General features: G+C 74.9%; 23 protein-coding genes. 15 read left to right on the plus strand and 8 right to left on the minus strand.

The window, feature by feature from the left end:
- Nucleotides 1-8: 8 nt before the first annotated feature.
- The 3 genes from Q2K19_RS30290 to Q2K19_RS30300 are packed head-to-tail and all read right to left on the minus strand — an operon-like array spanning nucleotide 9 to nucleotide 3,225.
- A complete protein-coding gene (locus Q2K19_RS30290; protein WP_302765608.1) occupies nucleotides 9-1,373 on the minus strand; it encodes an MGH1-like glycoside hydrolase domain-containing protein in 1,365 nt (454 codons plus the stop codon).
- Nucleotides 1,370-2,188 (minus strand): sugar phosphate isomerase/epimerase family protein, encoded by an 819-nt coding sequence (locus Q2K19_RS30295; RefSeq protein ID WP_302765609.1) that lies wholly within the window; start codon nucleotides 2,186-2,188, stop codon nucleotides 1,370-1,372. Before Q2K19_RS30295 ends, Q2K19_RS30290 begins: the two co-directional genes overlap by 4 nt.
- Entirely contained in the window at nucleotides 2,188-3,225 is a 1,038-nt protein-coding gene (locus Q2K19_RS30300) for a zinc-dependent alcohol dehydrogenase (RefSeq protein WP_302765612.1), read from the minus strand. The genes Q2K19_RS30295 and Q2K19_RS30300 overlap by 1 nt, the downstream gene beginning before the upstream one ends.
- A gap of 119 nt (nucleotides 3,226-3,344) precedes the next feature.
- Between Q2K19_RS30300 and Q2K19_RS30305 the strand changes: the two genes are divergently transcribed.
- The 4 genes from Q2K19_RS30305 to Q2K19_RS30320 all read left to right on the plus strand — a co-directional run bounded on the left by Q2K19_RS30305 (nucleotide 3,345) and on the right by Q2K19_RS30320 (nucleotide 7,252).
- Complete coding sequence (locus Q2K19_RS30305) at nucleotides 3,345-4,736, plus strand: ABC transporter substrate-binding protein (RefSeq protein ID WP_302765614.1); 1,392 nt, start codon at nucleotides 3,345-3,347, stop codon at nucleotides 4,734-4,736.
- Nucleotides 4,733-5,689 carry a carbohydrate ABC transporter permease gene (locus tag Q2K19_RS30310; protein ID WP_302765616.1) on the plus strand — a complete coding sequence of 319 codons (957 nt, stop codon included), beginning with the start codon at nucleotides 4,733-4,735 and terminating at the stop codon, nucleotides 5,687-5,689. Before Q2K19_RS30305 ends, Q2K19_RS30310 begins: the two co-directional genes overlap by 4 nt.
- Nucleotides 5,689-6,555, plus strand: coding sequence for a carbohydrate ABC transporter permease (locus Q2K19_RS30315; protein WP_302765618.1), 867 nt, complete (start codon nucleotides 5,689-5,691; stop codon nucleotides 6,553-6,555). The genes Q2K19_RS30310 and Q2K19_RS30315 overlap by 1 nt, the downstream gene beginning before the upstream one ends.
- A 64-nt stretch (nucleotides 6,556-6,619) precedes the next feature.
- Nucleotides 6,620-7,252, plus strand: a complete 633-nt coding sequence (locus Q2K19_RS30320) for a class I SAM-dependent methyltransferase (protein WP_302765620.1) — start codon at nucleotides 6,620-6,622, stop codon at nucleotides 7,250-7,252.
- A 23-nt stretch (nucleotides 7,253-7,275) separates the two neighbouring features.
- On the opposite strand, the gene eccB is transcribed toward Q2K19_RS30320, so the two are convergent.
- Nucleotides 7,276-8,658 (minus strand): type VII secretion protein EccB, encoded by a 1,383-nt coding sequence (gene eccB / locus Q2K19_RS30325; RefSeq protein ID WP_302765622.1) that lies wholly within the window; start codon nucleotides 8,656-8,658, stop codon nucleotides 7,276-7,278.
- Nucleotides 8,659-8,962: 304 nt separating this feature from the next.
- On the opposite strand from eccB, the gene Q2K19_RS30330 reads away from it, so the two are divergent.
- The 5 genes from Q2K19_RS30330 to Q2K19_RS30350 all read left to right on the plus strand — a co-directional run bounded on the left by Q2K19_RS30330 (nucleotide 8,963) and on the right by Q2K19_RS30350 (nucleotide 12,902).
- Nucleotides 8,963-9,232, plus strand: a complete 270-nt coding sequence (locus Q2K19_RS30330; protein ID WP_302765624.1) for a metal-sensitive transcriptional regulator — start codon at nucleotides 8,963-8,965, stop codon at nucleotides 9,230-9,232.
- Nucleotides 9,233-9,357: 125 nt separating this feature from the next.
- On the plus strand, nucleotides 9,358-10,758 hold the full coding sequence (locus Q2K19_RS30335; protein ID WP_302765626.1) for an MBL fold metallo-hydrolase: 1,401 nt from the start codon (nucleotides 9,358-9,360) through the stop codon (nucleotides 10,756-10,758).
- Between the two features lie 92 nt (nucleotides 10,759-10,850).
- Complete coding sequence (locus Q2K19_RS30340; protein WP_302765628.1) at nucleotides 10,851-11,450, plus strand: rhodanese-like domain-containing protein; 600 nt, start codon at nucleotides 10,851-10,853, stop codon at nucleotides 11,448-11,450.
- Nucleotides 11,447-12,355 carry a sulfite exporter TauE/SafE family protein gene (locus tag Q2K19_RS30345; RefSeq protein WP_302765630.1) on the plus strand — a complete coding sequence of 303 codons (909 nt, stop codon included), beginning with the start codon at nucleotides 11,447-11,449 and terminating at the stop codon, nucleotides 12,353-12,355. Before Q2K19_RS30340 ends, Q2K19_RS30345 begins: the two co-directional genes overlap by 4 nt.
- Complete coding sequence (locus tag Q2K19_RS30350) at nucleotides 12,294-12,902, plus strand: class I SAM-dependent methyltransferase (protein WP_302765631.1); 609 nt, start codon at nucleotides 12,294-12,296, stop codon at nucleotides 12,900-12,902. Before Q2K19_RS30345 ends, Q2K19_RS30350 begins: the two co-directional genes overlap by 62 nt.
- A 29-nt stretch (nucleotides 12,903-12,931) precedes the next feature.
- Here Q2K19_RS30350 and Q2K19_RS30355 read toward each other — a convergent pair whose 3' ends face one another.
- A complete protein-coding gene (locus tag Q2K19_RS30355; protein ID WP_302772842.1) occupies nucleotides 12,932-13,936 on the minus strand; it encodes a zinc-binding dehydrogenase in 1,005 nt (334 codons plus the stop codon).
- A 181-nt stretch (nucleotides 13,937-14,117) separates the two neighbouring features.
- Here Q2K19_RS30355 and Q2K19_RS30360 point away from each other — a divergent pair, with 181 nt between their 5' ends.
- Complete coding sequence (locus Q2K19_RS30360) at nucleotides 14,118-14,831, plus strand: polyamine aminopropyltransferase (RefSeq protein ID WP_302765633.1); 714 nt, start codon at nucleotides 14,118-14,120, stop codon at nucleotides 14,829-14,831.
- 79 nt (nucleotides 14,832-14,910) lie between these two features.
- Here Q2K19_RS30360 and Q2K19_RS30365 read toward each other — a convergent pair whose 3' ends face one another.
- Together Q2K19_RS30365 and Q2K19_RS30370 are read right to left on the minus strand one after the other, a co-directional pair.
- Complete coding sequence (locus tag Q2K19_RS30365; RefSeq protein ID WP_302765636.1) at nucleotides 14,911-15,546, minus strand: DJ-1/PfpI family protein; 636 nt, start codon at nucleotides 15,544-15,546, stop codon at nucleotides 14,911-14,913.
- Nucleotides 15,547-15,575: 29 nt separating this feature from the next.
- Nucleotides 15,576-18,815, minus strand: coding sequence for a heavy metal translocating P-type ATPase (locus Q2K19_RS30370; RefSeq protein WP_302765639.1), 3,240 nt, complete (start codon nucleotides 18,813-18,815; stop codon nucleotides 15,576-15,578).
- Nucleotides 18,816-19,033: 218 nt separating this feature from the next.
- Between Q2K19_RS30370 and Q2K19_RS30375 the strand changes: the two genes are divergently transcribed.
- From Q2K19_RS30375 to Q2K19_RS30385, 3 genes are all read left to right on the plus strand, one after another.
- Complete coding sequence (locus Q2K19_RS30375; RefSeq protein ID WP_302765641.1) at nucleotides 19,034-19,231, plus strand: heavy-metal-associated domain-containing protein; 198 nt, start codon at nucleotides 19,034-19,036, stop codon at nucleotides 19,229-19,231.
- Between the two features lie 23 nt (nucleotides 19,232-19,254).
- Entirely contained in the window at nucleotides 19,255-20,325 is a 1,071-nt protein-coding gene (locus Q2K19_RS30380) for a flavin-containing monooxygenase (RefSeq protein WP_302765644.1), read from the plus strand.
- A gap of 129 nt (nucleotides 20,326-20,454) precedes the next feature.
- A complete protein-coding gene (locus tag Q2K19_RS30385) occupies nucleotides 20,455-23,478 on the plus strand; it encodes an AfsR/SARP family transcriptional regulator (protein WP_302765647.1) in 3,024 nt (1,007 codons plus the stop codon).
- Here Q2K19_RS30385 and Q2K19_RS30390 read toward each other — a convergent pair.
- On the minus strand, nucleotides 23,475-23,621 hold the full coding sequence (locus Q2K19_RS30390) for a hypothetical protein (protein WP_302765648.1): 147 nt from the start codon (nucleotides 23,619-23,621) through the stop codon (nucleotides 23,475-23,477). The two genes, Q2K19_RS30385 and Q2K19_RS30390, sit on opposite strands and share 4 nt — an antisense overlap.
- A gap of 237 nt (nucleotides 23,622-23,858) precedes the next feature.
- Here Q2K19_RS30390 and Q2K19_RS30395 point away from each other — a divergent pair, with 237 nt between their 5' ends.
- Together Q2K19_RS30395 and Q2K19_RS30400 are read left to right on the plus strand one after the other, a co-directional pair.
- Nucleotides 23,859-23,990 (plus strand): hypothetical protein, encoded by a 132-nt coding sequence (locus Q2K19_RS30395; protein ID WP_302765649.1) that lies wholly within the window; start codon nucleotides 23,859-23,861, stop codon nucleotides 23,988-23,990.
- A 36-nt stretch (nucleotides 23,991-24,026) separates the two neighbouring features.
- A complete protein-coding gene (locus Q2K19_RS30400) occupies nucleotides 24,027-24,803 on the plus strand; it encodes an ABC transporter ATP-binding protein (RefSeq protein ID WP_302765651.1) in 777 nt (258 codons plus the stop codon).

Here is a 24,803-nt window from a genome sequence, read left to right on the forward strand (position 1 = left end):
CGGGCGGCTCACCCGTCGGCGAGCACGTCCAGCAGCAGCGCGGCGGTCCAGCTGAACGCCGGCGAGCCCAGCCCTTCCCCGGTGTCCGGGTGGAAGTACTCGTGGCAGCCGGCGCGGGCGACCACGGCGAGCATCGACTCGCGCAGCCCGGCGGCCAGGTCGGGGCGGTGGTGGGCACGCAGCCCCCGCCACAGTAGCCAACTGGTGTTCAGCCAGCTCGGGCCGCGCCAGTAGCGCACCGGCTCGAAGTCCGGCGCGGTGCGGTCGTAGCTGGGCAGTGGACGGTCCATCCGGGCGGCCAGGCCGAACCGGGGCGAGCACGCCTCGGCGAGCACCGCCCGGACCTGGCCGGCGGGCAGGTCGGGCAGGATCAGCGGGATCAGCCCGAGCACCGTCCGGGCCGGGACGAGCCGGTCGGTGCGCAGGTCCCGCGGGCGGAAGGTACCGGCGACCGGGTCGTAGAGCCGGGCCACCAGGGCCTCGGTGATCCGCGCCGCGCGATCCCGGTGCGGTCCGGGGTCGGCGCCGACCACCGCGGCGATCCGGGCCAGGGCGTGCTCGGCCGCCCCGAGCGCCGCGTTTACCAGCGGGCACTCCACCAGGAACGGCTGCCGCCCGGCCAGCCCCTCGTCCCGGTAGCGACCCGCCCGGTAGGCGGCGACGATCGCGACGTAGCGCGCGTAGTCCAGGTCCGTGGGGCGGTGGGCGGCGTCGACGTGCGCGGTGTCGTGCCGGCGGTACGCGCGCATCACGGCCGCGTCGGCCGGCACCGCGGCCATCGGGTCGTCCCAGGCGGGGCTGTTGTCCAGCCCGGACTCCCACGGGTGCACGATGCAGGCCAGCCCGGCGCCGCCGACGTCGCGCCGCCCGGTCAGGTAGCGCTGCTGGGCGACCAGGCGCGGGTAGAGCCAGCGCAGCGCCTGCACCGACGCCGCGGAGGGGGCCCGGCGGTGCATCAGCCAGGCGGCCGAAGCGTGCACCGGCGGCTGGACGATCCCGGAGGTGGCCACCGGCGGGGCGCCGTCGGCGTGGCCCGAGTCCCAGAACTCGGGTCCCGGGAAGTACGAGCCGACCCGCAGCGCCGGGTTGAACACGATGTGCGGCACCCGCCCGTCGGCCCACTGGGCGGCGAACAGGGTCCGCAGCTCCCGCCAGGCCCGGTCGGGGCGGACGTGCGCCAGCCCGACGGCGATGAACGCCGAGTCCCAGCTCCACTGGTGCGGGTAGAGGGTGCGCGACGGGACGGTGTGGTCGTGCTCCCAGTTGGCGTCGAGGGTGGTGAGCGCCAGGCGGCGCAGCGTGGCGGCCCGTTCCGCGTCGGACGGGTCGCCGACGCGCAGCGGCGTCGGCCCCGTGGGAGTGCCGCCGTTCACGCGGCCGCCCGGGTCGGCCGGGGCTGGGCGAGGACGGTGGCGGCCTGCCGCAGGGCGGCCACGGGCTCGCCGCGCAGCCGGCACTCCAGGGCCAGCCAGCCCGGGTAGCCGAGGTCGTGGAGGGTTTGCAGCAGCGCCGGCCAGTCCAGGTGACCCGCCCCGGGCTGGTAGCGGTTGGAGTCGCTGACCTGCACGTGGCCCAGATACGGCGCGGCCGCGCGCAGCGCCGCGTGGACGTCGTCCTCCTCGATGTTCATGTGGAAGGTGTCGGCAACCACCCGGACCGAGGGCAGGTCGACGGCCCGGCAGAGGGCGACCGCCTCGTCGAGGCGGTTGACCATGTGGTCCTCGTACCGGTTGAGGGGTTCGAGGAAGAGGGTGACCCCCTCGGCGCGGGCGTGCTCGCCCAGCTCGCCCAGGGCGTCGACGAGCACCTGCCGGTCGCCCTCGGGCGGGCGGGGCGGCTCGAACGGCGGCAGCCGGCGGGAGAACATGCCCCAGGCGGCCGGGGTCATCGCGCCGATCCCGCCCAGCTCGGCGATCACCGAGAGCTGGGAGCGGAGGTTGCGTACGGCGTCCCGGGAGCGTTCCGGGTCGAAGTCGCCGATGAAGTGGTCCATCTCAACGCAGACGGTCGGCAGGACCACCCCGTCGGCGCGGGCCCGGCGCAGCTCCGGCAGCCGCCGGGCGAACGCCAGGTCGCCCCGGCCGCGCAGCTCGATGCCCTGGTAGCCGAGGGAGACGGCGAGGGCGTACTTGTCGGACAGGCTGGTGCCCGGGAGCAGCTGCTCCTGGCAGGCGAGTGGGATGGCCATCAGAACCTCAGCACCACTTGGAGGACGTCACCGTCACCGCGGTCGAGCAACGCCAGCGCGTCGGCCACCGCGCCCGCGTCGACGACGTGGCTCACCAGCGGCAGCGGGTCGACGCTGCCCTCGGCCACCAGGTCCATGAAGGTGTGGGCGATCCGGGCCCCGGTCCACCGGCCGGCCGTGCCGGGCGCCGGGGTGGACCCGGACACCTGGGCCGCCACCAGCTGGATCCGGTTGTGGTGGAACTCCTCGCCGAGCCCCAGCCCGTGGGCGTACCCCTGGTAGAAACCGGCGGCGACGACCCGGCCGGCGTGCGTGGTGGCGCGGATGGCCTCGTGCAGCGCCGGGTACGACCCGGACAGCTCCAGGCAGACGTCCGCGCCGCGCCCGCCGGTGGCCTCGCGCAGCACGCTGGCGGCCGAGTCGGCGGCGGCGTCGACGAGCCGGCGGGCGCCGAACCGGCCGGCGTGGTCGAGCCGGGCCGGCACCCGGTCGACGGCGACCACCCGGGCTCCGGAGAGGACGGCGAGCCGGGTGCCGAGCAGCCCGATGACCCCCTGGCCGAAGACTCCGACCCAGTCGCCGAGGTGCAGGTCGCCGGCGAGCACGGCGGTCAGCGCGATGGCGCCGGGGCGGGCGAACACGGCGGCGAGCGGGTCGAGCCCGGGTGCGAGCGGGGTGACCGCGGAGGCCGCCACGACGGCCTCCGCGCGGTGCCCCCAGATGCCCCAGACGACCTGCCCCGGGCGGCGGTCGGCGACGTCCCCGGCGACCTCGACGACCTCGCCGACCTCCTCGTAGCCGAAGCCGACGACCGGGTACGCGGGCGCGGCCTGCCGGGGGACGAACATCCGGGCGGCGTCGTCCCAGTCCTTGCTGAGGCGGGGGTTGCTGCCGCGGTAGAGGGTCAGCTCGGTGCCGGCGGAGATGCCGGAGTAGCAGGTGCGGACGCGGACCTGGCCCGGGCCGAGCGGGTCCGGGGGGCAGGGCTCCAGGCTGACGCGCCGGGGTCCGGCCAGAGAGACAACCCAGTTGGCCATGGCGTCGCTCCGAGGAAAGTGCCGGACCCAATTCTAAGCCGAAATATTCATAAATGTCTTGTAAATGATCAATCGAGGGCGTTGAATCCCTGATGTACCCTTCGAGAGGAGTGCCACCGATGTCATCACCCTCGATGCGGATCCTCGCCTCCACCCTGATCATGGCATTTGCCGGGACGACCCTGCTGGCCTGCGGTGACGACGAGCCGAAATCCGACAGTTCCCAGATAACCGTGTGGAGCCTGGAAGACGTGGCGGACCGGGTCAACGCCACGAAGGCGATCATCGCCGACTACACGGCGAAGACGGGCGTGAAGGTCAATCTGGTCACCGTCAACGAGGACCAGTTCCCCTCCCTGATCGCCTCCAGTGCCGCCGCCGGCGACCTGCCCGACGTGGTCGGCTCGGTGTCGCTCGCCGGAGTGCGCACGCTCGGCGGCAACGACCTGCTGGACCCGGACGCCAACAAGCGGGTCGTCGACAAGCTCGGTCGCGACACCTTCTCGGCCCGTGCCCTGGAACTGACCAGTGAGGGCGGCAAGCAGCTCTCCGTCCCCAGTGACGGGTGGGGCCAACTGCTGGTCTACCGCAAGGACCTGTTCGCCGCCGCCGGCCTGCCCGCCCCCGACACGTACGAGAAGATCGCCGCCGCGGCGGCGAAGCTCAACACCGGCGGCGTCGCCGGCATCACCGCGGCGACCGCCCCCGGCGACGTGTTCACCCAGCAGACCTTCGAACACCTCGCGCTCGCCAACAACTGCCAGCTCACCGACGACTCCGGCAAGGTCACCCTCGACTCCCCCGAGTGCGTCGAGGCGTTCCGCTTCTACGGCGAGCTGATGCGCGACCACTCGGTCAAGGGCGCGCAGGACGTGGACACCACCCGGGCCACCTACTTCGCCGGCAAGGCGGCCATGCTGATCTGGTCGCCGTTCATCCTCGACGAGCTGGCCGGGCTGCGGAACGACGCCAAGCCCACCTGCCCGCAGTGCCAGTCCGACCCGGCCTGGCTGGCCAAGAACAGCGGCTTCGTCACCGGGATCAAGGGCCCGAACGGCACCGAGCCGGCCCAGTACGGCGAGATCAGCTCCTGGGCGGTGCTCGACGGGGCGGCCGACTCGGCGACGTCCTTCGTGGAATACATGCTCTCCGACGGCTACCCACGCTGGTTCGGCATGTCCCCGGAGGGGCGCTTCCCGGCGCGCACCGGCACCGCGGAGGACAAGCAGAAGTTCCTCACCGCCTGGAACACCAGCCAGGCCGGGGTGGACCGCAAGCAGCCCCTGTCCGCGGTCTACGGCGAGGACGTGCTCGCCACCCTGCGCAAGAGCCCGGACACCTTCCAACGCTGGGGACTCCCCCAGGGCCAGGGGAAGCTGGTCGGGGCGATCCTCGGCGAGTTGCCCGTGCCGAAGGCACTGGCCGACGTGATCTCCGGAAAGTCCGACGCCGCGGCCGCCGCTGGCCGGGCGAAGAAGGACGTCGAGGCGATCGCCAAGGGCGTCAATTGACCACCACCGCGCCGGAGGCCGGCCGCTCCCCCGCCCGGGAGCGGCCCCGCCCCGGCAGACGCCCGCTCACCCTGCGCCGCCGCGAGTCCCGGGCCGGGCTCGCGCTGGTCACCCCCACCCTGCTCGTCGTGGTCGCGGTGATCGGCATCCCCATCGTCTGGACCGTGGTGCTGGCCTTCCAACGGGTACGCCTGGCGACCCTGCGCCGGACCGGCCTCTTCGGCGAGCTGACGCTGGACAACTTCGACCGGGTGCTGCACACCCCCGGCTTCGCCGACACGCTCTGGACGACGGTGCTCTACAGCCTCGGCGGCACCGTCGGGTCGATCCTCGTCGGCCTGGTCGCGGCGCTGGTCGTCCGCCGGCCGTTCCGGGGCCGCACCGTGGTCCGGGCGTCGATGCTGCTGCCGTACGTGGCGCCGGTGGTCGCGATGGCGTTCGTCTGGCAGGTGATGCTCGACCCGCAGCTCGGCATCGTCAACGACTGGGGGCGGCGGTTCCTCGGCTGGGACGCGCCGATCCCCTTCCTGTCCCAGGACTCCACCGCGCTCTGGACCGTCATCGCGTTCGAGGCGTGGCGGTACTTCCCGTTCGCCTTTCTGTTCCTGCTGGCCCGGCTCCAAGCGGTGCCGGGCGAGCTGGAGGAGGCGGCCCGGGTGGACGGGGCCACCCCGACCCAGCGGTTCCGGCACATCCTGCTGCCCCAGCTCCTGCCGGTGATCGCGCTGCTCGGCGTGCTGCGCTTCATCATGACGTTCAACAAGTTCGACGACGTCTACCTGCTCACCGGCGGCTCCGCCGGCACCGAGGTGGTCAGCGTCCGGGTCTACCAGTTCCTCACCGCGCGGACCGACATCGGCGCGGCGGCGGCGCAGGCGGTCGTGCTGGCCGTGGTGCTGATCGTGTTCGTCGCGATCTACCTGCGTTTCTTCAGCGGACGACGGGAGGCGTGATGGACCGGGACCGGATCGAGACGGTGAGCCTGCGCTGGCTGCGCCGGCTGGTGATCGCCGTCTTCCTGCTCGTCACCCTGCTGCCGTTCTGGTACATGCTGGTGCTGTCGGTGCGCCCCATCGAGCGGCTGCTGCTCGACCCGGGCTCGCTGCTGGTGCCGTTCGGCGAGCTGACCGTCGCCACGTACACCGAGGTGCTCAAGGCCACCGAGGACGGCGGCCAGGGCTTCCTCACCTTCATCCGCAACAGCGGCCTCGTCGCGCTCTCCGCCACGGTGCTCACGCTGCTGGTCGCCATCCCCGGCGCGTACGCGGTGTCCCGGCTGCGGTTCTTCGGCCGACGGCAGGTCAGCGCGCTCTTCCTGGCCGTCTACCTGTTCCCGTCGATCGTCATCGCGATCCCGCTCTTCGTGGTCTTCACCCGGGCCGGGCTGCGCGGGTCGCTGTTCGGGCTGGTGCTGGTCTACATCTCGCAGACCCTGCCGGTCTCGGTCTACATGCTCAAGAACTACTTCGAGACCATCCCGGTCAGCCTGGAGGAATCCGCCGCGATCGACGGCGCCAGCCGGCTCGGCATCATCCGCCGGGTCAGCCTGCCCCTCGCGGCCCCGTCGGTGATGGCCGTCGCCCTATACGACTTCATGATCGCCTGGAACGAGTTCCTCTTCGCGCTGCTCTTCCTGGTCGACCGGCCCAACCGGTGGACCGTCTCGCTGGGGCTGTCGCTGCTCTCCGACGGCGTCGAGGTGCCGAAGACGGTGCTGATGGCCGGGTCGGTGATCCTCACCCTGCCCATCGTGGTCCTCTTCTTCGCCAGCGAACGGCTGCTCACCGAGGGACTCACCAGCGGCGCGGAGAAGGGTTGACCTCGCCTGCCGCCGAACCGACCGTTCCCGGCACGCCGCCGGCAAGATCAGCTACGGTGACGGCATGGGCAAGCCGACCCGCTGGGTGACCGAGACCAACCCCGGGCACTCGCAGTGGTACATCGACCGGTTCCGCCGGCTCGCCGCCGAGGGGGCCGACCTGGCCGGCGAGGCGCGGCTGCTGGACACGCTCGTCCCGCCGGGCGCGCGGATCCTGGACGCCGGCACCGGCACCGGCCGGGTCGCCGCCGCGCTGGCCGCCCGGGGGCACTCGGTGCTGGGCGTCGACGCCGACCCGGCCCTGATCGAGGCGGCCCGGGCCGACCACCCCGGGCCGCGCTTCCTCGTCGCCGACCTCGCCGAGCTGGACCTGGCGGCGCAGGGCGAACCGGCGCCGTTCGACGCGGCGGTGGTCGCCGGCAACGTGATGGTGTTCGTCGCGCCCGGCACCGAGCGGGCGGTGCTCGCCCGGGTCGCCGCCCACGTCCGCCGGGACGGGTTGGTGGTGGTCGGCTTCGGCACCGACCGGGGCTACCCGCTCACCGACTTCGACGCCGACGCGGTGGCCGCCGGGCTCCGCCTGGAACACCGGTTCGCCACCTGGGACCTGCGCCCCTGGCGGGAGGACGCCGACTTCGCGGTCACCGTGTTCCGCCGCCCCGCCGGTGAACCTACCGACCCCGACGTGCCGGGCTGAGCGGCGGCCCGGCTCTTCCCCGGTCAGGCCGGGGCGGCGACGGCGCGGGCGGCGGCCGGGTCGAGCGGGCTACCGGCCGGGACCAGGCTGACCAGGCCCGCCGGCAGCCGGACCGGGCGGACCCCGGCGTAGCCGAGCATGCCGAGCACGTCCGCGCCGGCCAGCACGTACCGCCGGCCCAGGTCGGTGACGACGGAGATCGCGCCACCGGCAGCGCCCGGCGCCGCCGCGGACTCGACCACCGCGCCCCGGCCCGGCTCGACCACCACCCGGTCGGCGAGGCCGCCACCGCCGGCCGAGGTCCGCGCGGCGGCCGACAGGTCCGGCGGGGCGACCTCCACCCGGATCTCCCGTACGCCGGTGTCATCGCCGACCCGGGCGCAGAGCGCGCCGCCGGCCACGCCGGCCAGCCGGGGCGGCACGGCCGGCGGGGCGGTCGGCCCGGTGGGCACCCGGTCGGGGCGCTTGGGCAGGGCGGCGAACCGGCCGAGGGTGATCGGCTTCGGGTCGCCCTGACCGGTGCGGGCGAGCAGCAGGGCGGCCTGGAGTTCGGTGATGCCGGCCAGGCCGTCCCGCTCCGCGACCGCGTACTGGCGACCGCCCCCGGAGTTGCGGACCAGGTAGACGTCGCCGACGGTGGCGCCGGTGACCCGGTCCGACGGCGTGCCCAGGCCGGGGACCGGGGGCGGCACCAGGTCGACGCCGGCCGGCACGGTGTTGAGCAGCGCCGCGGCCGCCGGAACGGCCCGGTCCCGGGTGGCGGCCAGCGCGGCCAGCACCCGGTCGGTGTCGCGCAGCAGGTAGCGGTGGTCGTGCCAGAGCAGGTGCAGGCTGCCGTCCGGGTGACGGAGCAGCAGACCCTGCTCGCCCAGCGGCCGGCCGCCGGCGACCTCCCGCCCGATCAGCACCGCCGAGCGGCCCGCCGTGGGCCCCGACTCCGGGTCGGCGAGCGAGCAGACGGTCCATGGACCGCGCGCGAGCCGACCGGGCGCGGGCAGCGAGTCCGGCGCGTCGGCGATGCCGCGCGGCCGGCCGCGCGGCACACCGTCGATCGACCGGCGGGAGACCAGGACCGTCTTCGGGTGCTCCGCCCCGATGATCAGCAGCGCGGAGGCGTAGTTGAGCACCGGGTGCAGCGTCTCCTCCCGGTAGACGAACCGCGCCCCGGACTCCTTCTCCACGACCACCGCGCCCGGGTCGCGCCAGGAACTGCCGCCGCCGGCGAAGAGGCCGTACAGCGCGACCCCGCCGAGCGCGATCGCGGCGACCAGCACGCTGGCCAGGCCCGCGCCGGCCAGCCGCCGGAAGGGCGACTGGGCGGGGTCGGTCTCCCGCATGACGAGCGCCGCGACCGCCCGCTGGACGGTGAACTGGTACGAGTGGAGCTGGTCCTGCCGCGACGGCATCGGGTCCCTTTCGCCTGGTTCGTCGGCGCACAGGATAGACGCTCCGTCGATCCCCTGTGGACCCTGCGTGTCGTCAGCCGGCCGGGGCCGATCGGGCGTGCGTCTCGTCCATCCGCACCGCGACGAGCAGGCCGGAGGCGGCGGTGAGTCCCGCCACCGCCCAGGTGGCTCCCCGGATGCCGGCAAGATCCGCGATCTGAAGCCGGGGAATCCACCGGTGGAGGGCGTGGTTGGCGATACCCGTGGGGGTATATGCTGGCGAGGCGGTACCCCCTGGGGTATCTTGAACGCAGGAGGTAAGGCCGTGAAGCTTCAACCCGAGATGACCAGCGAGGCGCTGACCCGGCTCAAGCGGGCCCGCGGACAGCTCAACGCCGTCATCGACATGATGGAGAACGGCGAGGACTGCCGGGCGGCCCTGACCCAGCTGGCCGCCGTGTCCAAGGCCATCGACCGGGCCGGCTTCAAGATCATCGCGTCCGGTATGCGGCACTGCGGCACCGCCCGCGACCGGGGCGAGGAGCCGGAGATGACCGAGGAGGAGCTGGAGAAGCTCTTCCTCGCCCTGGCCTGAGCGAGGAATCCTCCGCCCCCGCCGCCTGATCGCGGCGGGGGCGGGTAAGCGCGCCCGTGACCCGGGCCGAAGTCCGCCTCCTACATACCCCCAGGGGTGTGTAGGGAATGGAAGGAGAACGGCATATGTCAGTCGAGGTGTCCGTCATCGCGACGTCCTCGCTCGGCGACCGCAGCTACCTGGCCTCCGACGGTCAGGCGGCGATCGTGGTCGACCCGCAGCGCGACATCGACCGGATCCTGTACCTCGCCGGAGCCAAGGGGGTGCGGATCACCCATGTGGTGGAGACGCACGTCCACAACGACTACGTCTCCGGCGGACTGGAGCTGGCCCGGATCACCGGCGCGCGGTATCTGGTGGCCGCGGCCGACGAGGTCGGTTTCGACCGGCTGCCGGTCGCCGACGGCGACGTGCTGCCCGTCTCCGACACGCTGCGACTGCGGGTGGTCGCCACCCCGGGCCACACCTTCCACCACCTGTCGTACGTGCTCGACGAGGCCGCCGACGGGGGCTGGCAGCCCGCGGGCGTCTTCACCGGTGGGTCGCTGCTGTTCGGCACCACCGGACGCACCGACCTGCTCGGCCAGGAGCACGCCCACGAGCTGGCCCACCACCAGCACGCCTCGGCGCGGCGCCTCGCCGACCTGCTGCCCGACGGGGCCCAGGTGTGGCCGACCCACGGCTTCGGCAGCTTCTGTTCGGCCAGCCAGGCCGACGCCCCCGACTCCACCATCGGCCGGGAGAAGCGGGCCAACCCGGTGCTGCGGCTGGCCGCCGACGAGTTCGCCACCGAGACCCTGGCGGGCCTGGACGCCTACCCGGCGTACTACGCCCACATGGGCGTGGCGAACACCGCCGGCCCCGCCCCGGTCGACCTCACCCCGGTCACCCGCGCCGACGCGGACCAACTGCGCGAGCGGATCGCCGCCGGCGAGTGGGTGGTCGACCTGCGACACCGCAAGGCGTACGCGGCCTCGCACGTGGCCGGCACGGTCAGCCTCGGGCTGGACGGGCCGATGTCCACCTGGCTCGGCTGGCTGATCGACCGGGGCACCCCGGTCACCCTGCTCGCCGAGACGCCGGAGCAGGTCGCCGACGCCCAGCGGGAACTGGTCCGGATCGGCATCGACCGGCCCGCCGCGCAGGCCACCGGAGCAGCCGAGCAGTGGGCCGCCGAGCCCGGGCAACTCCGCGAGCTGCGGCTGGCCGACTTCCCGGCCCTCGCCGCGGCCCGTACCGGAAACACCCCGGCCGGCCTGCCCACCCCGGACGTCGTCCTTGACGTGCGGATGACCAACGAGTGGCGCTCCGGCCACGTCGAGAACGCCTTGCACATCCCGCTGCCGGACCTGCCCCGGCGGCTCGCCGACGTACCGGCCGGCGCGGTCTGGGTGCACTGTGGCTCCGGTTACCGCGCCACCGCCGCCGCGTCGCTGCTGGCCAACGCCGGCCGCGAGGTCGTCGTCATCGACGACAGGTTCGACCGGGCCGAGGCGGCGGGCGTCGCCATGGCCGACAACGCCTGACCCCGTGCCCGAGACCGGCCGGCGCGCCCTGCGCCGGCCGGCGTCCCACCCTGCCCGCCAGCCACGGCGGTTCGTCCCCCGAAAGAGGAGAAATGAGCACTTCCGAGTCCACCCGCCCGGCCACCCTGGACGCCCTCACTCTCCGTGAACTGATCGGCGCCGGGCGCTCCCCTCGACTGCTCGACGTGCGCACCCCGGCCGAATTCGAGACCGTGCACATCCCCGGCGCCTACAACGTTCCGCTGGACCTGCTCAAGGAGCACCGCGAGGAACTGCGTAACCACCTGGCCGAGGACGTGGTGCTGATCTGCCGGTCGGGCGCCCGCGCCAGGCAGGCCGAGCAGGCCCTCGCCGAGGTCGGGCTGCCGAACCTGAAGGTCCTCGACGGCGGCATGCTCGCCTGGCAGACGGCGAACGCGCCGGTCAAGCAGGGCACCTCCCGCTGGGACCTGGAGCGGCAGGTCCGCCTGGTCGCCGGTTCCATCGTGCTGGCCAGCATCCTCGGCTCGGTGTTCGTGCCGGGCCTGAAGTGGGTCGCCGGGTTCATCGGCGCCGGCCTCACCTTCGCCGCCGTCACCAACACCTGCGCGATGGGCATGCTGCTGAGCAAGCTGCCGTACAACCGAGGCGCCAGCTGCGACCTGGACACCATCGTGGGCCAGCTGCGCGAGGGCACCGGGGGCCGGGCATGACCACGTCCCTGCTGCTGACCGTCGGCCTGGCCGTGCTGATCGGGGTCAGCCTCGGGCTGCTCGGCGGCGGCGGGTCGATCCTCGCCGTGCCCCTGCTGGTGTACGTCGCCGGGCTGCCGGCGAAGGAGGCCATCGCGACTTCCCTGCTCGTCGTCGGGGTCACCAGCGCGGTCGGGGTGCTGCCGCACGCCCGCGCCGGACGGGTCCGCTGGCGCACCGGCCTGACCTTCGGCCTCGCCGGCATGACCGGCGCGTACGCCGGCGGCCGGTTGGCCGAGTTCATCCCGGCCGGGTTTCTGCTCACCGGCTTCGCGGTGATGATGCTGGCCACCGCCATCGCGATGATCCGAGGCCGCCGCGCCACCGCGGGTCGACCGGTGCCGCACGAGCTGCCAGCGTTCCGGGTGATCCTCGACGGGATCGTGGTCGGACTGGTCACCGGCCTCGTCGGCGCGGGCGGCGGCTTCCTGGTGGTGCCCGCCCTCGCCCTGCTCGGCGGCCTGCCGATGCCGGTCGCGGTCGGCACCTCGCTGGTGGTCATCGCGATGAAGTCCTTCGCCGGCCTGGCCGGCTACCTGTCCAGCGTGCCCGTCAACTGGGGCCTGGCGCTGGCCGTCACCGCGGCCGCCGTGCTCGGGAGCGTCCTCGGCGGGCGGCTCGCCGGACGGGTCCCGGCCAACCTGCTCCGGCAGGCGTTCGGGTGGTTCGTCGTGGTGATGGGCGTCTTCGTCCTCGCTCAGCAACTGCCGCCACGCATGGGACTCGGCCTGGCCGCGCTCGGGACGGTCGTCGGAGCCGGTACGGTCACGATGGTGGTGTGGGGCCGCCGGAGGAGGAGACAGAGTGGACAGCAGCGCCTGGGACGCCCGGTACGCGAGCACGTCGGGTCTGGTGTGGAGCGCTGAGCCGAACCGCTTCGTCGTCGAGTCGGTCACCGCGCTGCCCCCCGGCGCGGCGCTCGACCTGGCCGCCGGCGAGGGGCGCAACGCGATCTGGCTGGCCGAGCGGGGCTGGCGGGTGACCGCCGTGGACTTCGCGCCGGCGGCCGTCGAGCGGGGTCGCGACCTGGCCGGCCAGCGGGGCGTGACGGTCGAGTGGCGGGTCGCGGACGTGACCGCCTACCGGCCCGTGCCGGGCAGCTACGACCTGGTGCTGATCAGCTACCTGCACCTGCCCGCCGCCGACCTGGCCGCGGTGCTCGACTCGGCCCGGCGGGCGCTGCGCCCCGGCGGCGCCCTCGTCGTCGTCGGCCACGACCTCGCCAACCTCACGGGTGGCACCGGCGGCCCGCAGGACCCGAAGATCCTGCTCACCCCGGAGACGGTCGTCGACGGGCTCGCCGGGCTGCACATCCAGCGCGCCGAGACCGCCCGCCGCCCGGTGCCCAGCGCCGACGGCGGCACCGTCGACGCCCTAGACACGGTCGTCGTCGCCACCCGGCCCGCCGCCTGATCCGGAGCCGCTCTCGCCGGGCGCCCGGCTCACGGGCGCAGGACCAGGCGGATCGGGTTGCCCTGCTTCTCCTGCACCCGGCGCACCGCCGCCGGCGCGTCCGCCAGCGGCAACACGTCGCTGACCGACCCGGACAGGTCGAGCCGGCCCAGCCCGGTGAGCGTCACCAACTGCCCGACGTGCTCGGCCTCGGAGCCGTAGTGGCCGAGCACCGCCTGCCGGTTGTAGGTGAACCGGCTGTCCGAGGGGATGCTGACCGGCTGGTTGGCGATGCCGGCGAGCACCAGCCGGCCGTGCCGGCCGAGCACGGTCATGGCCTGCTCCCGCACGGCGTTGGCGCCGGCGAAGTCGAGCGCCACGTCGAGCCCCCGCGTGCCGACCAGTTCGAGCACGGCGTCCTTGAACCCGTCGTCCTTCGGGTCGAGGGCCAGGTCCGCGCCGAGGGCGAGCGCCCGGTCCCGGGCGGCCGGCAGCGGGTCCACGGCGATCACCGGCGCCGCGCCGACCAGCATCAGCAGCTGCACGGCGTGCGCGCCGAGGCCGCCGACGCCCCACACTCCGACCGCCTCCGCCGGCCGGACCCGCGCGGTGTCGGTCACCGCCGCCCAGGGCGTGGAGACCGCGTCCGGGATGATGCACGCCTGCTCGAACGGGAGCAGGTCCGGCACGGGGACCAGGGTGTCCTCGCGGGCCAGGGCGTACTCGGCCCAGCCACCGTCGTAGTCGACGCCCCGGGTGAGCACGAGGCCGAAGCGGTCCCGCTCCCCCGCCTGGAGCAGCACCCGCTGGCCGGTCTGCCAGCCCCGCACCCCGTCGCCGAGCGCGTCCACGGTGCCCGCGACCTCGTGACCGAGGGTCACCACGTCGCCGGACAGATACAGCGGGCTGAGGGTGCCGTCGATCAGGTGCACGTCCGACAGGCACACCCCGGCCGCGGCGACCCGGATCCGGACCTGCCCGCGTTCCGGCTCGGGCACCGGCACCGACTCCATCCGCAGCGCCCGCTCGGTCAGGTGCAGCCGTCCGGCCAGCATCTCCGCCACGCTCGGCTCCTTCCTCCGACGTCCTCGACCCGCGACGACTCCAGCTCGCCGGGCGTAGGCGTACCCGGGACGGGCCGGCCGATGCGGGAAATGCCGGAAAAAGGGACGAGGCCGACGGCGGGGCGGGCGGCCGGTAACATCCCGTGACGGGATCGGCGGAGAGGACCACCGGGTGGGCGCGCGATTCGAGGAACTGGCCTGGCGGGAGACCCCGATCGGCGAGATCAGCCTGCGCCGGCGCCGCGACCCTTCGCTCGACGTCGAGGTGTACGAGGTGAAGCTCGACGACGAGTTCCTGATGTCCAGCCTCTTCCCGGTCGCGGAGATCGAGCTCGCCCGGCTAGGCCTGGCGCCGCTGACCGGGGCGTCCCTGGACGTGGTCGTGGGCGGGCTCGGCCTCGGCTACACCGCGCGGACCGCGTTGGAGGACCCCCGGGTCCGCTCGCTGCTGGTGGTCGAGGCGATCGAGGACGTGATCGACTGGCACCGCCGGGACCTGCTGCCGTTCGCCGCCGGGCTGGCCGCCGACCCGCGTACCCGGTTCGTCCAGGCCGACTTCTTCGCGGCGGTCGCCACCGGGGCCGGGTTCGACCCGGAGTCGCCGGGCCGACGGTTCCACGCGGTGCTGCTCGACGTGGACCATTCACCCCGCCAGGTGCTGCACCCCAGTCACGCCGCCTTCTACACCGTCGAGGGCCTGCGCCGGCTCGCCGCCCTGCTGCACCGCGACGGGGTCTTCGCGCTCTGGTCGAACGACCCGCCCGACCAGGCGTTCCAGCGGGTGCTGACCGAGGTGTTCCCGACCTCGGTGGCGCACGTGGTCCGGTTTCCCAACCCGTTGCAGGGCCGCGAGGCCGCGAACACCGTCTACGTGGCCCGGCACTGACCGGCGCCCGGCGGGCATGGCGCGCCCCGGAACGGGAAAGCCCGGGCGCGCACGCTGGCGTGCGCACCCGAGCGAAATCTCAGCCCAGCACCCGTTCGGGGTTCGCCCGCAGGGCCGCGACGAGCGGCGCCGGGGCGGTGTGCGGGGACCCGGCCGGGTAGGGCGGCCGCGGGTCGTACTCGATGCCGAGCTGGACCGCCTGGGCGACTGCGTCCCCGGCGACCCGGCCGGCCAGCGCCAGCGCCATGTCGACGCCGGCCGACACCCCGGCGGCCGTGACGTACTTGCCGTCCACCACCACCCGCCGCTCGGTCGGCTCGGCACCGAACGCGGGCAGCTGGTCCACGGCCAGCCAGTGCGAGGTGGCCCGGCGGCCGGTGAGCAGCCCGGCCGCGGCGAGCAGCAGCGAGCCGGTGCAGACCGAGGTGGTCCAGGTGGTGGTGGCGTCGACGGCGCGCAGCCAGTCGAGCAGCCGGGCGTCGGTCATCCGGGCGATCTGCCCGGGACCGCCGGGGACCACCAGCACGTCGGGGCGGGTCACCTCGTCCAGGGTGGCGGTGGCGGTGAGGGCGAGGCTGCCCACGTCCGTGGTGACCGGGCCGGGCCGATCGGCCACGAAGACCGTACGGGCGCCCGGGAGGCGGCCCAGCACCTCGTACGGGCCGACGGCGTCGAGGGCGGTGAACCGGTCGAAGAGGAGGACGGCGATCTGCATGGCGTGTTCCTTTCCGGGGTGTGGGTCGGTCAGCGGGCGTCGACGGTGAACGGCACGGTGATCACGTGGCCGTCGGCGAGGCGGAACTGGCCCCAGAGCCGGTAGCGGCCCGGGCGGGGGAAGTCGACGTGCAGGTCCAGGTCCGGCCCGTAGGTCTGACCCGGCAGGGCGAAGACGGGCCGGCCGTCGGCGTCCTCGGTCTCGGCGTGTTCGTGGGCGAAGCTGTCACCCACCGCCGACATGATGACCACGTGCCCCGCGGCGGCCAGGTACGGTCGCAGCCCGGTCAGCGGCCGGCCGGTGGCCGCGTCGGCGAAGCGGTAGGTGAAGCGGCTGCCGCCGACCTCCGCGGTCCCGTCCAGGGTCACCCGCACGCCGTCGACGACCTGCTGCCGCCCGGACACCACCGGCCGCTGGTGGATGACCTCCGCGGGGTCGCCGATCACCACGTCGTGCCGCTGCAGCACGTCGGTCAGCTCGCCCTTGCGCCGGAACTCGGTGTGCACGATGTACCGGCCGGGGGTGGGGAAGGTGAGCGTCACGTCGAACTCGCCGGGCCGGCCCGTCGGCTGCGGGTGGACGTGGGCGAAGCTGGCCAGGTCGTCGCGGACGGCGATCAGGTGCATCCACGCCTCGTGGCTGCGCCCCACGTCCCGGACCGGCCGGCCGCTCTCCGCGTCGGTGACCCGGATCCGCAGCGTGGCGGGCCGGCCGGGCACCACCGCGGCGGGCATCGCCACGTCGACCCGGACGCCGGCGTCCGCCGCGGGCACCGGTTCCGTCTCGGCGATCATCATGGTGCTCATCGCCGGCCGCATCGGCATGCCGGTGTTCTGCGTCCAGGCCAGCACCCCGTTCATTCCCCGGGCGGCGGCGTCGGTGCGGCTGAGCGCGGTGAAGCCGGCGCCCACGGCGAGCGCGAGCGCGGCGACTCCGGTCAGGTACGCCCACTCGCCGAGCCGGGCACCGAGGCCGGGCCGCAGCGCGGCCGCCGTCTCCGGGCGGCGGAAGCGGCGCAGCCGCAGCGCGTTGGTGACGACGCTGACCGAGCTCATCGCCATCGCGGCGGCGGCCAGCGACGGGTCCAGCAGGATGCCCCAGGTCGGGTGGAGCACCCCGGCGGCCACCGGGATGAGCAGCAGGTTGTAGCCGAACGCCCAGCCCAGCCCCTGCTTGATCGTGGTGACCGTGCGCCGGGACAGCGCGATCGCCGAGACGATGCCGCGCAGGTCCCCGCCGACCAGGGTGATGTCGGAGGCGGCGATCGCCACGTCGGTGCCGGTGCCGATGGCGATACCCAGGTCCGCGCGGGCCAGCGCCGGCGCGTCGTTGATGCCGTCGCCGACCATCGCCACCACCGCGCCCTGCTCCTGCAGGGCGGCGACCCGGGCGGCCTTCTCCTCCGGCCGCACGTCGGCGATCACGTGGTCGATGCCGACCTCGCCGGCGACCACCCCGGCGGTGACCGGATTGTCGCCGGTCAGCATCCACACCTGAAGGCCCAGCGCCCGCAACTGCGCCACCGCCTCGACGGACTCGGGCCGCAGCGTGTCGGCGACCCCGGCGACGCCGGCGAGCCGGCCGTCGAGGGCGACGTACACGGGGGTGCCACCGGCGGCCGCGACGGCGGTGACCTGGCTGGCCAGGGCGGTCACGTCGACGCCGTGGCGACGCATCAGGGCGGCGTTGCCGATGAGCACGCCGCGGCCCTCGACCCGCGCCTCGACGCCGTGCCCGGGCACCGCCGCGAAGGAGTCCGCCGCCGGCACGGCGAGGTCGCGGGCGCGGGCGTGCCGGACGATCGCCTCGCCGAGCGGGTGCTCCGAGCCGGTCTCGGCCGCCGCCGCCCAGGCCAGCAGCTGGTCGGCGTCGACACCGGCGACGGCGTGCAGCACGGTGACGTCGGGACGGCCGCGGGTCAGCGTGCCGGTCTTGTCCAACACCACCGTGGTGATCCGCCGGGCCTGCTCCAGCGCCTCGCCCCCGGAGATGAGGATGCCCAGCTCGGCGGCCTTGCCGGTGCCGACCATGATCGCGGTCGGGGTGGCCAGGCCGAGCGCGCAGGGGCAGGCGATGATGAGCACCGCGATGGCGGTGCCGATGCCGAGGGTCAGCCGCCCGTCGGCGGGTCCGGCGACCGCCCAGACGGCGAAGGTGAGCAGCGCGAGCCCGAGCACCGCCGGCACGAACCAGGCGGAGACGGTGTCGACCAGCCGCTGCATCGGCGCCTTGCTGCCCTGGGCCTCGCGGACCAGGCGGACGATCTGAGCGAGAGTGGTGTCCTGGCCCACCGCGGTGGCCCGGAACACCAGGGAACCGGTCCGGTTGACGGTCGAGCCGATGACGGCGTCCCCGGCGGTCTTCGACACCGGCATGCTCTCGCCGGTCAGCATGCTCTCGTCGACGGTGGAGGCGCCCTCGGTGACCGTGCCGTCCACCGGCAGCTTCTCGCCGGGTCGGACCCGGACCAGGTCGCCCACGACGACCGAGTCGACCGGCACCTCGATCTCGACCCCGTCGCGCAGCACCCGGGCGGCCCGCGGGCGCAGCCCGAGCAGCGCCCCGATCGCCGCGCCGGTCTGCCGGCGCGCCCGGGCCTCCATCCAGCGCCCGGTCAGCACCAGCGCGATGACCACCACGGAGATCTCGAAGTAGACGTGCAGCGGCAGGCCGAGCCGTTCGGCCGTCGCCGGCCACAGCGTGACGAAGGCGCTGTAGGCGTACGCGACCGTGGTGCCCAGGGCGACCAGGGTGTGCATGTTGACGCCGCCGTGCCGGGCCGCGGCCCAGGCCGCCCGGTAGAAGGGCCGGCCCGCCCCGAACTGCACCACGGTCGCGACGACCAGCAGCGCCGGCATCAGCCAGTCCATCGCGTCGATGGACAGCGGCAGGTACATCAGCACCATCATGGACAGCCCGGTGGCCAGGGTGAGCTGCCAGGTCCGCTTGAGCCGGGTGACCTCCCGCTCCCCGGCCCGGTTCCGCTCGGCGTCGTCATCCGCGCTCTCGGGGGCCGGGAAGTCCGGCCGGCGGGGCTCGTCGGCATGGACGGTGGCCGTGTAACCGGCCCGCTCCACCGCCGCGATCAGCGCCGGCGGGGTCACCCGGGCCGGGTCGTAGACCACGGACGCCGTCTCGGTCGCCAGGTTGACCTCGGCCCGGGTCACCCCCTCGACCCGGCTCACCGCCCGCTCCACCCGCCGGACGCAGGACGCGCAGGTCATCCCGCCGATGTCCAGGGTGCCGGAGACGACCGTCGGTGTCGTCATCGCACTGCTCCTCTCGTACCGGGCGTCGCAGGCGCCCTCACTGGTCCGGCGGCCCTCGCCGGCCGGTGACGCCACGCTCCCGGCCGCCGCTGTCCGGCCGCTGTCCGCGACCCGTCGGCCCGTCCCGGCGTACGTGACAGGGCGCGGACAGCGCTCCCCGGCACGGTTCGAACCGCCGGGTCGCCGGGAGGGCGGCCCGCCGAACGAAGGAGTGAACCGTGAACCAGCTCGTGCTCTCCGTGCCGAAGATCAGCTGCGGCCGCTGCGTCGAGGCGATCCGGGAGGAGGTCGGCCTGGTCGCCGGGGTCCGCGCCGTGGCGGTGGACCTGGCGACCCGTACCGTCCGGGTCGACGGCGACGCCGACCGGGCCGCGGTGGTGGCCGCCATCGGCGAAGCCGGCCACCAGGTCGCCTGACCGGCACGAGGGGAGACGGACCGATGGACCTGGACACCGTGATCGTCGGGGGCGGTCAGGCCGGGCTGGCGCTCGGCCACCACCTGCGCCGCGCCGGCGTGCCCTTCGCGATCCTCGACGCGCACGCCCGGGTCGGCGACGCCTGGCGGCACCGGTGGGACTCGCTGACCCTGTTCACCCCGCGCCGGTTCTCCGCCCTGCCGGGCCTGCCCCTCCCCGGCGACCCGGACGGGCACCCCGGCAAGGACGAGGTCGCCGACTACCTCGCCCGGTACGCCGCGCACTTCGACCTGCCGGTCCGGCTCGGCTGCCGGGTCACCTCGGTCCGCCCCGGCACGGCGGGCGGCTTCACGGTCGACACGTCGACCGGAACCCTGCGCGCCCAGCGGGTGGTCGTCGCCGCCGGGGCGTTCCACACGCCCCGGATCCCCGACGTGGCCCGGACGCTCGCGCCACGGGTCGCGCAACTGCACAGCAGCCGGTACCGCCGGCCCGGCCAACTGCCGGGGCACGACGTGCTGGTGGTCGGCGGCGGGAACACCGGGGTGCAGATCGCCGCCGAACTCGCCGACGACGGCCGCCGGGTGGTGCTCGCCGCGCCGACCCTCGGCCCGGTGCTGCCGCAGCGCTGGCTGGGCCGGGACATCTTCTGGTGGTTCTCCCGGCTGGGCACCATGCGGTTGAGCCCGGAGAGCCGGCTGGGCCGCCGGATCGCCGCCCAGAACCCGGTCATCGGCACCGATGTGGCCGGGTTGCTGCGCCGGGTGGACCGGGTCGGTCGGGTGGTGGACGCCGACGGGGACACCGTCCGGTTCGCCGACGGCGGGCGACGGCGGGTGGACGCGGTGGTCTGGGCCACCGGCTTCCGCCCGCACTACCCCTGGCTGGAGGTGCCGGTGCTGGACCCGTCCGGCGCGCCCGTCCAGCGGGATGGCGTGACGGACTGGCCGGGGCTGTACTTCCTCGGCCTGCCCTGGCAACGCGCCCGGGGCTCGGCGGTGCTCGGCTGGGTCGGCCGGGACGCCGAGGTGCTGGCCGCCCGGCTCGCCGAGGACCGGCGGCCCGCACCGGCCCGGCCGGTGGTCCCGGCCTGATCGGGGTAGCTCACCGCCGCTCGGATGATCGTTCCGAGGACGGTCGGGACGTACCATGGGGCCCGCCCGGGCGGTCGTCCGGCGACCGGAGCGGGCCCCGGGGCGTCCGCCGCGGCGGACGGGAGTGCGATGAGCCGGGACAGCGAGCCCACGGTGAGCTTCGGGATGCTCGGCACCGTCGAGCTCCAGGTGGCCGGCCGCCCCGCCACGCCGCTCGCCCCGGCGGTCCGCGCGCTGCTGGCCCGGCTGGTCCTCGCCGCGGGCCGGGTGGTCTCCGCGGACGCGCTGACCGACGCGCTCTGGGGTGAGCAGCCCCCGACCGACGCCACGAACGCGCTGCAGCTGCGGGTGTCCAAGCTGCGCCGCGCCCTGGTGGCCGCCGGGGCGGGCGGCGATCTGCTGGTCACCCGCGCCCCCGGCTACCAGCTCGCCGTCGCCGCGGACGCGGTGGACGCGAACCGCTTCGAACGGTTGCTGGAAACGGCGCGCAGCGCAACCACCGGCGCCGGGCCGGCCGCGGCGCTGGCCCGCTTCGACGAGGCGCTGCGGCTGTGGCGGGGGCCGGCCCTGGCCGACGTCGGGGACGCCGAGTGGGCCCTCGCGGAGGCGGCCCGCCTGGAAGAGCTGCGGCTCGGCGCGGTGGAGGACCGGCTGGAACTGTTGCTGGCGGCCGGCCGGCAGGCCGAGGCGGTGGCCGACCTGGAACGCCTGGTCGCCACCCACCCGCTGCGTGAGCGGCTGCACCGGCTGCTGATGCTGGCGCTCTACCGGGGCGGGCGGCAGGCGGACGCGATCACCGCGTACCACGCGCTGCGGCACCGCCTCGCCGATGAGCTGGGCATCGATCCGGCACCCGAACTCCAGGCGCTCGCCGAGGCGATCCTGCGCCAGCAGGTGCCCGCCCTGGCACCGGCCGCCGCGCCGGTGGCCGAGCCGGCCGGGCCGCCCGCCGCGGTGCCGGCCCGGACGGTGTCGGCGCCCCGGACGGCGGCGGCGGCGAACCCCACCCCCCGGGCGCCGCAACGCGGCGACCTGCCCCGCCGGCTCGCCTCGGTCATCGGCCGCCAGGACGACGTGCACCGGGTCCTCGACCGGCTGCGCGAGGCGCGGGTGGTGACGCTGACCGGACCGGGCGGCGTCGGCAAGACCACCCTCGCCCTGGAGGTGGCACGCCACGCCGACGACGCCCTCGCCGACCGGGTGCACCTGGTCCGGCTGGCCGCCCTGCCGACCGGGACGGACCTGCCCGAGGCGGTCGCCGGTCAGCTCGGCGTGACCGCCGGTGGGCCGGGACCGGCCGCGAGCGCCGCGCTGGTGGCCTGGCTCGGCGCCGACCGCACGCTGCTCGTGGTCGACAACTGCGAGCACGTCATCGACGACGCCGCGGAACTGGTCGAGCAGCTCGTCGCGGCCTGCCCGGCGGTGACCGTGCTGACCACCAGCCGGGAGGCGCTGGCCGTACCCGGCGAGACCCAGCTCGCGGTGGCGCCGCTGGGCGTACCCGACGGGCCGGCTGATCTCGCCCGGCTGGGCGACAGCCCGGCGGTGGCCCTGTTCGTCGATCGCGCGCGGGCGGTGCGTCCCGGGTTCGTCCTCGACGAGACGACGGCGCCGGTGGTGGCGGACATCTGTCGGCAGCTCGACGGCATGCCGTTGGCCATCGAGCTGGCCGCCGCGCGGGTCAAGGCGCTGCCGCCCGGGGAGATCGCGGCCCGGCTGCACGACCGGTTCGCGCTGCTCAGCGCGGGCGCGCGGACCAGCGAGGCCCGGCACCGCACGCTGCGGGCCACCCTCGACTGGAGCCACGACCTGCTCTCCGAGGCCGAGCGGGGGCTGCTGCGCCGACTGGCGGTGTTCCGCGGCGGCTGGGACCTGGCGGCCGCCGAGCAGGTCTGCGCGTTCGACGGCCTGGCCGCCGACGAGGTCCTCGACCTGCTCTTCCGCCTGGTCGACCGGTCCCTCGTGGTGCCGGACCCGACGACCGGGCGGTTCCGGCTGCTGGTCACCATCCGGGAGTACGCCGCCGCCCGCCTCGCCGAGGCGGGCGAGACGGAGACGGCCCGCGACCACCACCTCACCCACTTCACCGAGTTGGCCGAGCGGTACGGACCGCACGCCCGGTCCGACGCCGATGCCTGGGCGCGGTTGACCGAGGAGCACGACAACTTCCGCGCCGCGATCGACCGCTGCCTGGACCGGCGCGACGGGGTCGACGCCGGCCTGCGGCTGGCGGACGCCCTCTTCCTGTTCTGGAACTACGGCCCCCGGTACGAGGGGGTTCGCGCGCTGACCGCGCTGCTCGCCGCCGGTGTCCCGGCGCCCGCCGCACGGGCCGCCGCCCTGCAGCGGATCGGCCTGCTCGGCGTCTACTACCCCACCGCGCAGACCCGGGCCGCGGCCCGGGAGAGCGTGGTGGCGTTCGAGCGCCTGGGCGACCCGGTCAACACCGCCACCTCGCGGCTGGTCGTGGCGTGGGAGGGCCAGTACGACGGCGACCCGGACCGGTACCGGGCGATGGTCGCCCAGGCGATCCGCGAGCGGGGCGGCACCGACGACCCCTGGTGGCACGGGACCGTCCACTACGTCGAAGCGCTGCTGGATCTGCGGACCGGCGCCTTCGAGCGGTCCGCCGAACAGTGGGCCCGCAGCCTCGAGTGGACCCGGAAGGCGGGCGACCTGCTGCTGCCCGCCGGGATCCTGGCGCACCTCGGCATCGCGCTGCGCGAGGCCGGCCGGCCCGACGAGGCGATCGCCACGCTGGAGGAAGCGGCGGCCGAGGCGCGGCGCAACCCCTCCCCCCATGCGACGGCGTTCACCCTCGTGCAGCTCGCCCACACCCGGCTGGACCGCGGCGAGGTCGACGGGGTGGCGGCGATGCTCGTCGAGGCGGACGAGACCGCCCGCCGCAGCGGCAACCCGCGCTGCCAGGCCTGGGCCGCCTGGGGCCGGGCCCGGATCGGGTACGCGGAAGGCGACGCGGTCGGCGCGGCCGACGAGTGCCGCCGCGCCCTGGACCTGCTCCAGGAGCGGGAGTTCCCGTGGGCGCGGCGCCGGCTCTGGTCGCTGGCGGCCGACGCGGCGACGGCCGCGGGGCGGCCGCAGGAGGCGGACGCGGCCCGGCGGGCCGCCGCGGACCTGGCGGCGGGCCGCTAACCGGGACGGCGGCAGTCCGGGCCGTCCGGGCAGACCGCCAGGCCGGCGCGGCGCAGCGCGGCCGGATCCACCTCCCCGCCCACCCGCAGCGTGCCGGCGTCCACGTCGAACTCCAGCGACACCACCCCGGGCAGGTCGCTCACCCGTCGGCTGACCGCGCGGACACACCGCCGACACATCCCGGGCGGCAGCCGCACGGTTGTCACCCGCGTTGACGCCCCGGGGTCGTTCCGTTCCACCATGCCGCCAGCCTGGCCGGGGCCGCTGGCGACCGGCTGTCCATCCGCTGTCCGCCCCCGCCCGATCGACAGCCAGCGTCCGGACAGCGCGGCGGGCGACTCTCCTCAGGTCACCGATCCACACCTGACCGAGGAGTTGCCATGAACCACCTGCTCACCGCCGAGCTGTTCCAGCTGGAGCGCGCCGAACTGGTCCGCCAACTGCGCCGGGACCGGCACGCCGCCACCGTTCGCGCGACCCGCACCCCGCTGCACCGCCGAACCGCCCGCTGAGCCACCCGACCCGACGCACCAGCCAGGAGACCTCCGATGACCACGAGCATCGCCCCCGCACCCGCCACCACCGCCGCCGTGCAGGCCCGCGACGTCGTTCGCACCTACGGCCGAGGGGACGCCGCCGTCCGCGCCCTCGACGGCGCCACCGTGTCCATCCCGGCCGGCCGGTTCACCGCGATCATGGGTCCGTCCGGCTCCGGCAAGTCGACGCTCATGCACGCGCTGGCCGGCCTCGACACCGTCGACGCCGGGCAGATCCTGCTCGGCGGGACGGACCTCGGCCAGCTGACCGAGCGGCAGCGGACCCTGCTGCGCCGCGACCGGATCGGCTTCGTGTTCCAGGCCTTCAACCTGGTGCCGACCCTGACCGCGCGGGAGAACATCGTCCTGCCGCTCACCCTGGCCGGCCGCCGGCCCGACCCCGCGCGCCTGGCCCACCTGGTCGCCACCCTCGGCCTGACCGACCGGTTACGGCACCGACCCGGGGAACTCTCCGGTGGCCAGCAGCAGCGGGTCGCGGTGGCCCGCGCGCTGGTGACCCGCCCGGAGATCGTCTTCGCCGACGAGCCGACCGGGAACCTCGACTCGCAGGCGGCCGAGGCGTTGCTCGGCTTCCTGCGACAGGCCGTCGACGAGCTCGGGCAGACCATCGTGATGGTCACCCACGACCCGCACGCCGCCGCGTACGCCGACCGGGTGGTGTTCCTCGCCGACGGCCGGATCGACGGCGAACTCGACGCACCGACCGTGCCGGCCATCCTGTCCCACATGGCGCGCCTGGCCGCGCCCGCGGCCACCGGAGGGAACTGA

It is taken from the genome of Micromonospora sp. NBRC 110009, from assembly GCF_030518795.1.
Classification (GTDB): Bacteria; Actinomycetota; Actinomycetes; order Mycobacteriales; family Micromonosporaceae; genus Micromonospora.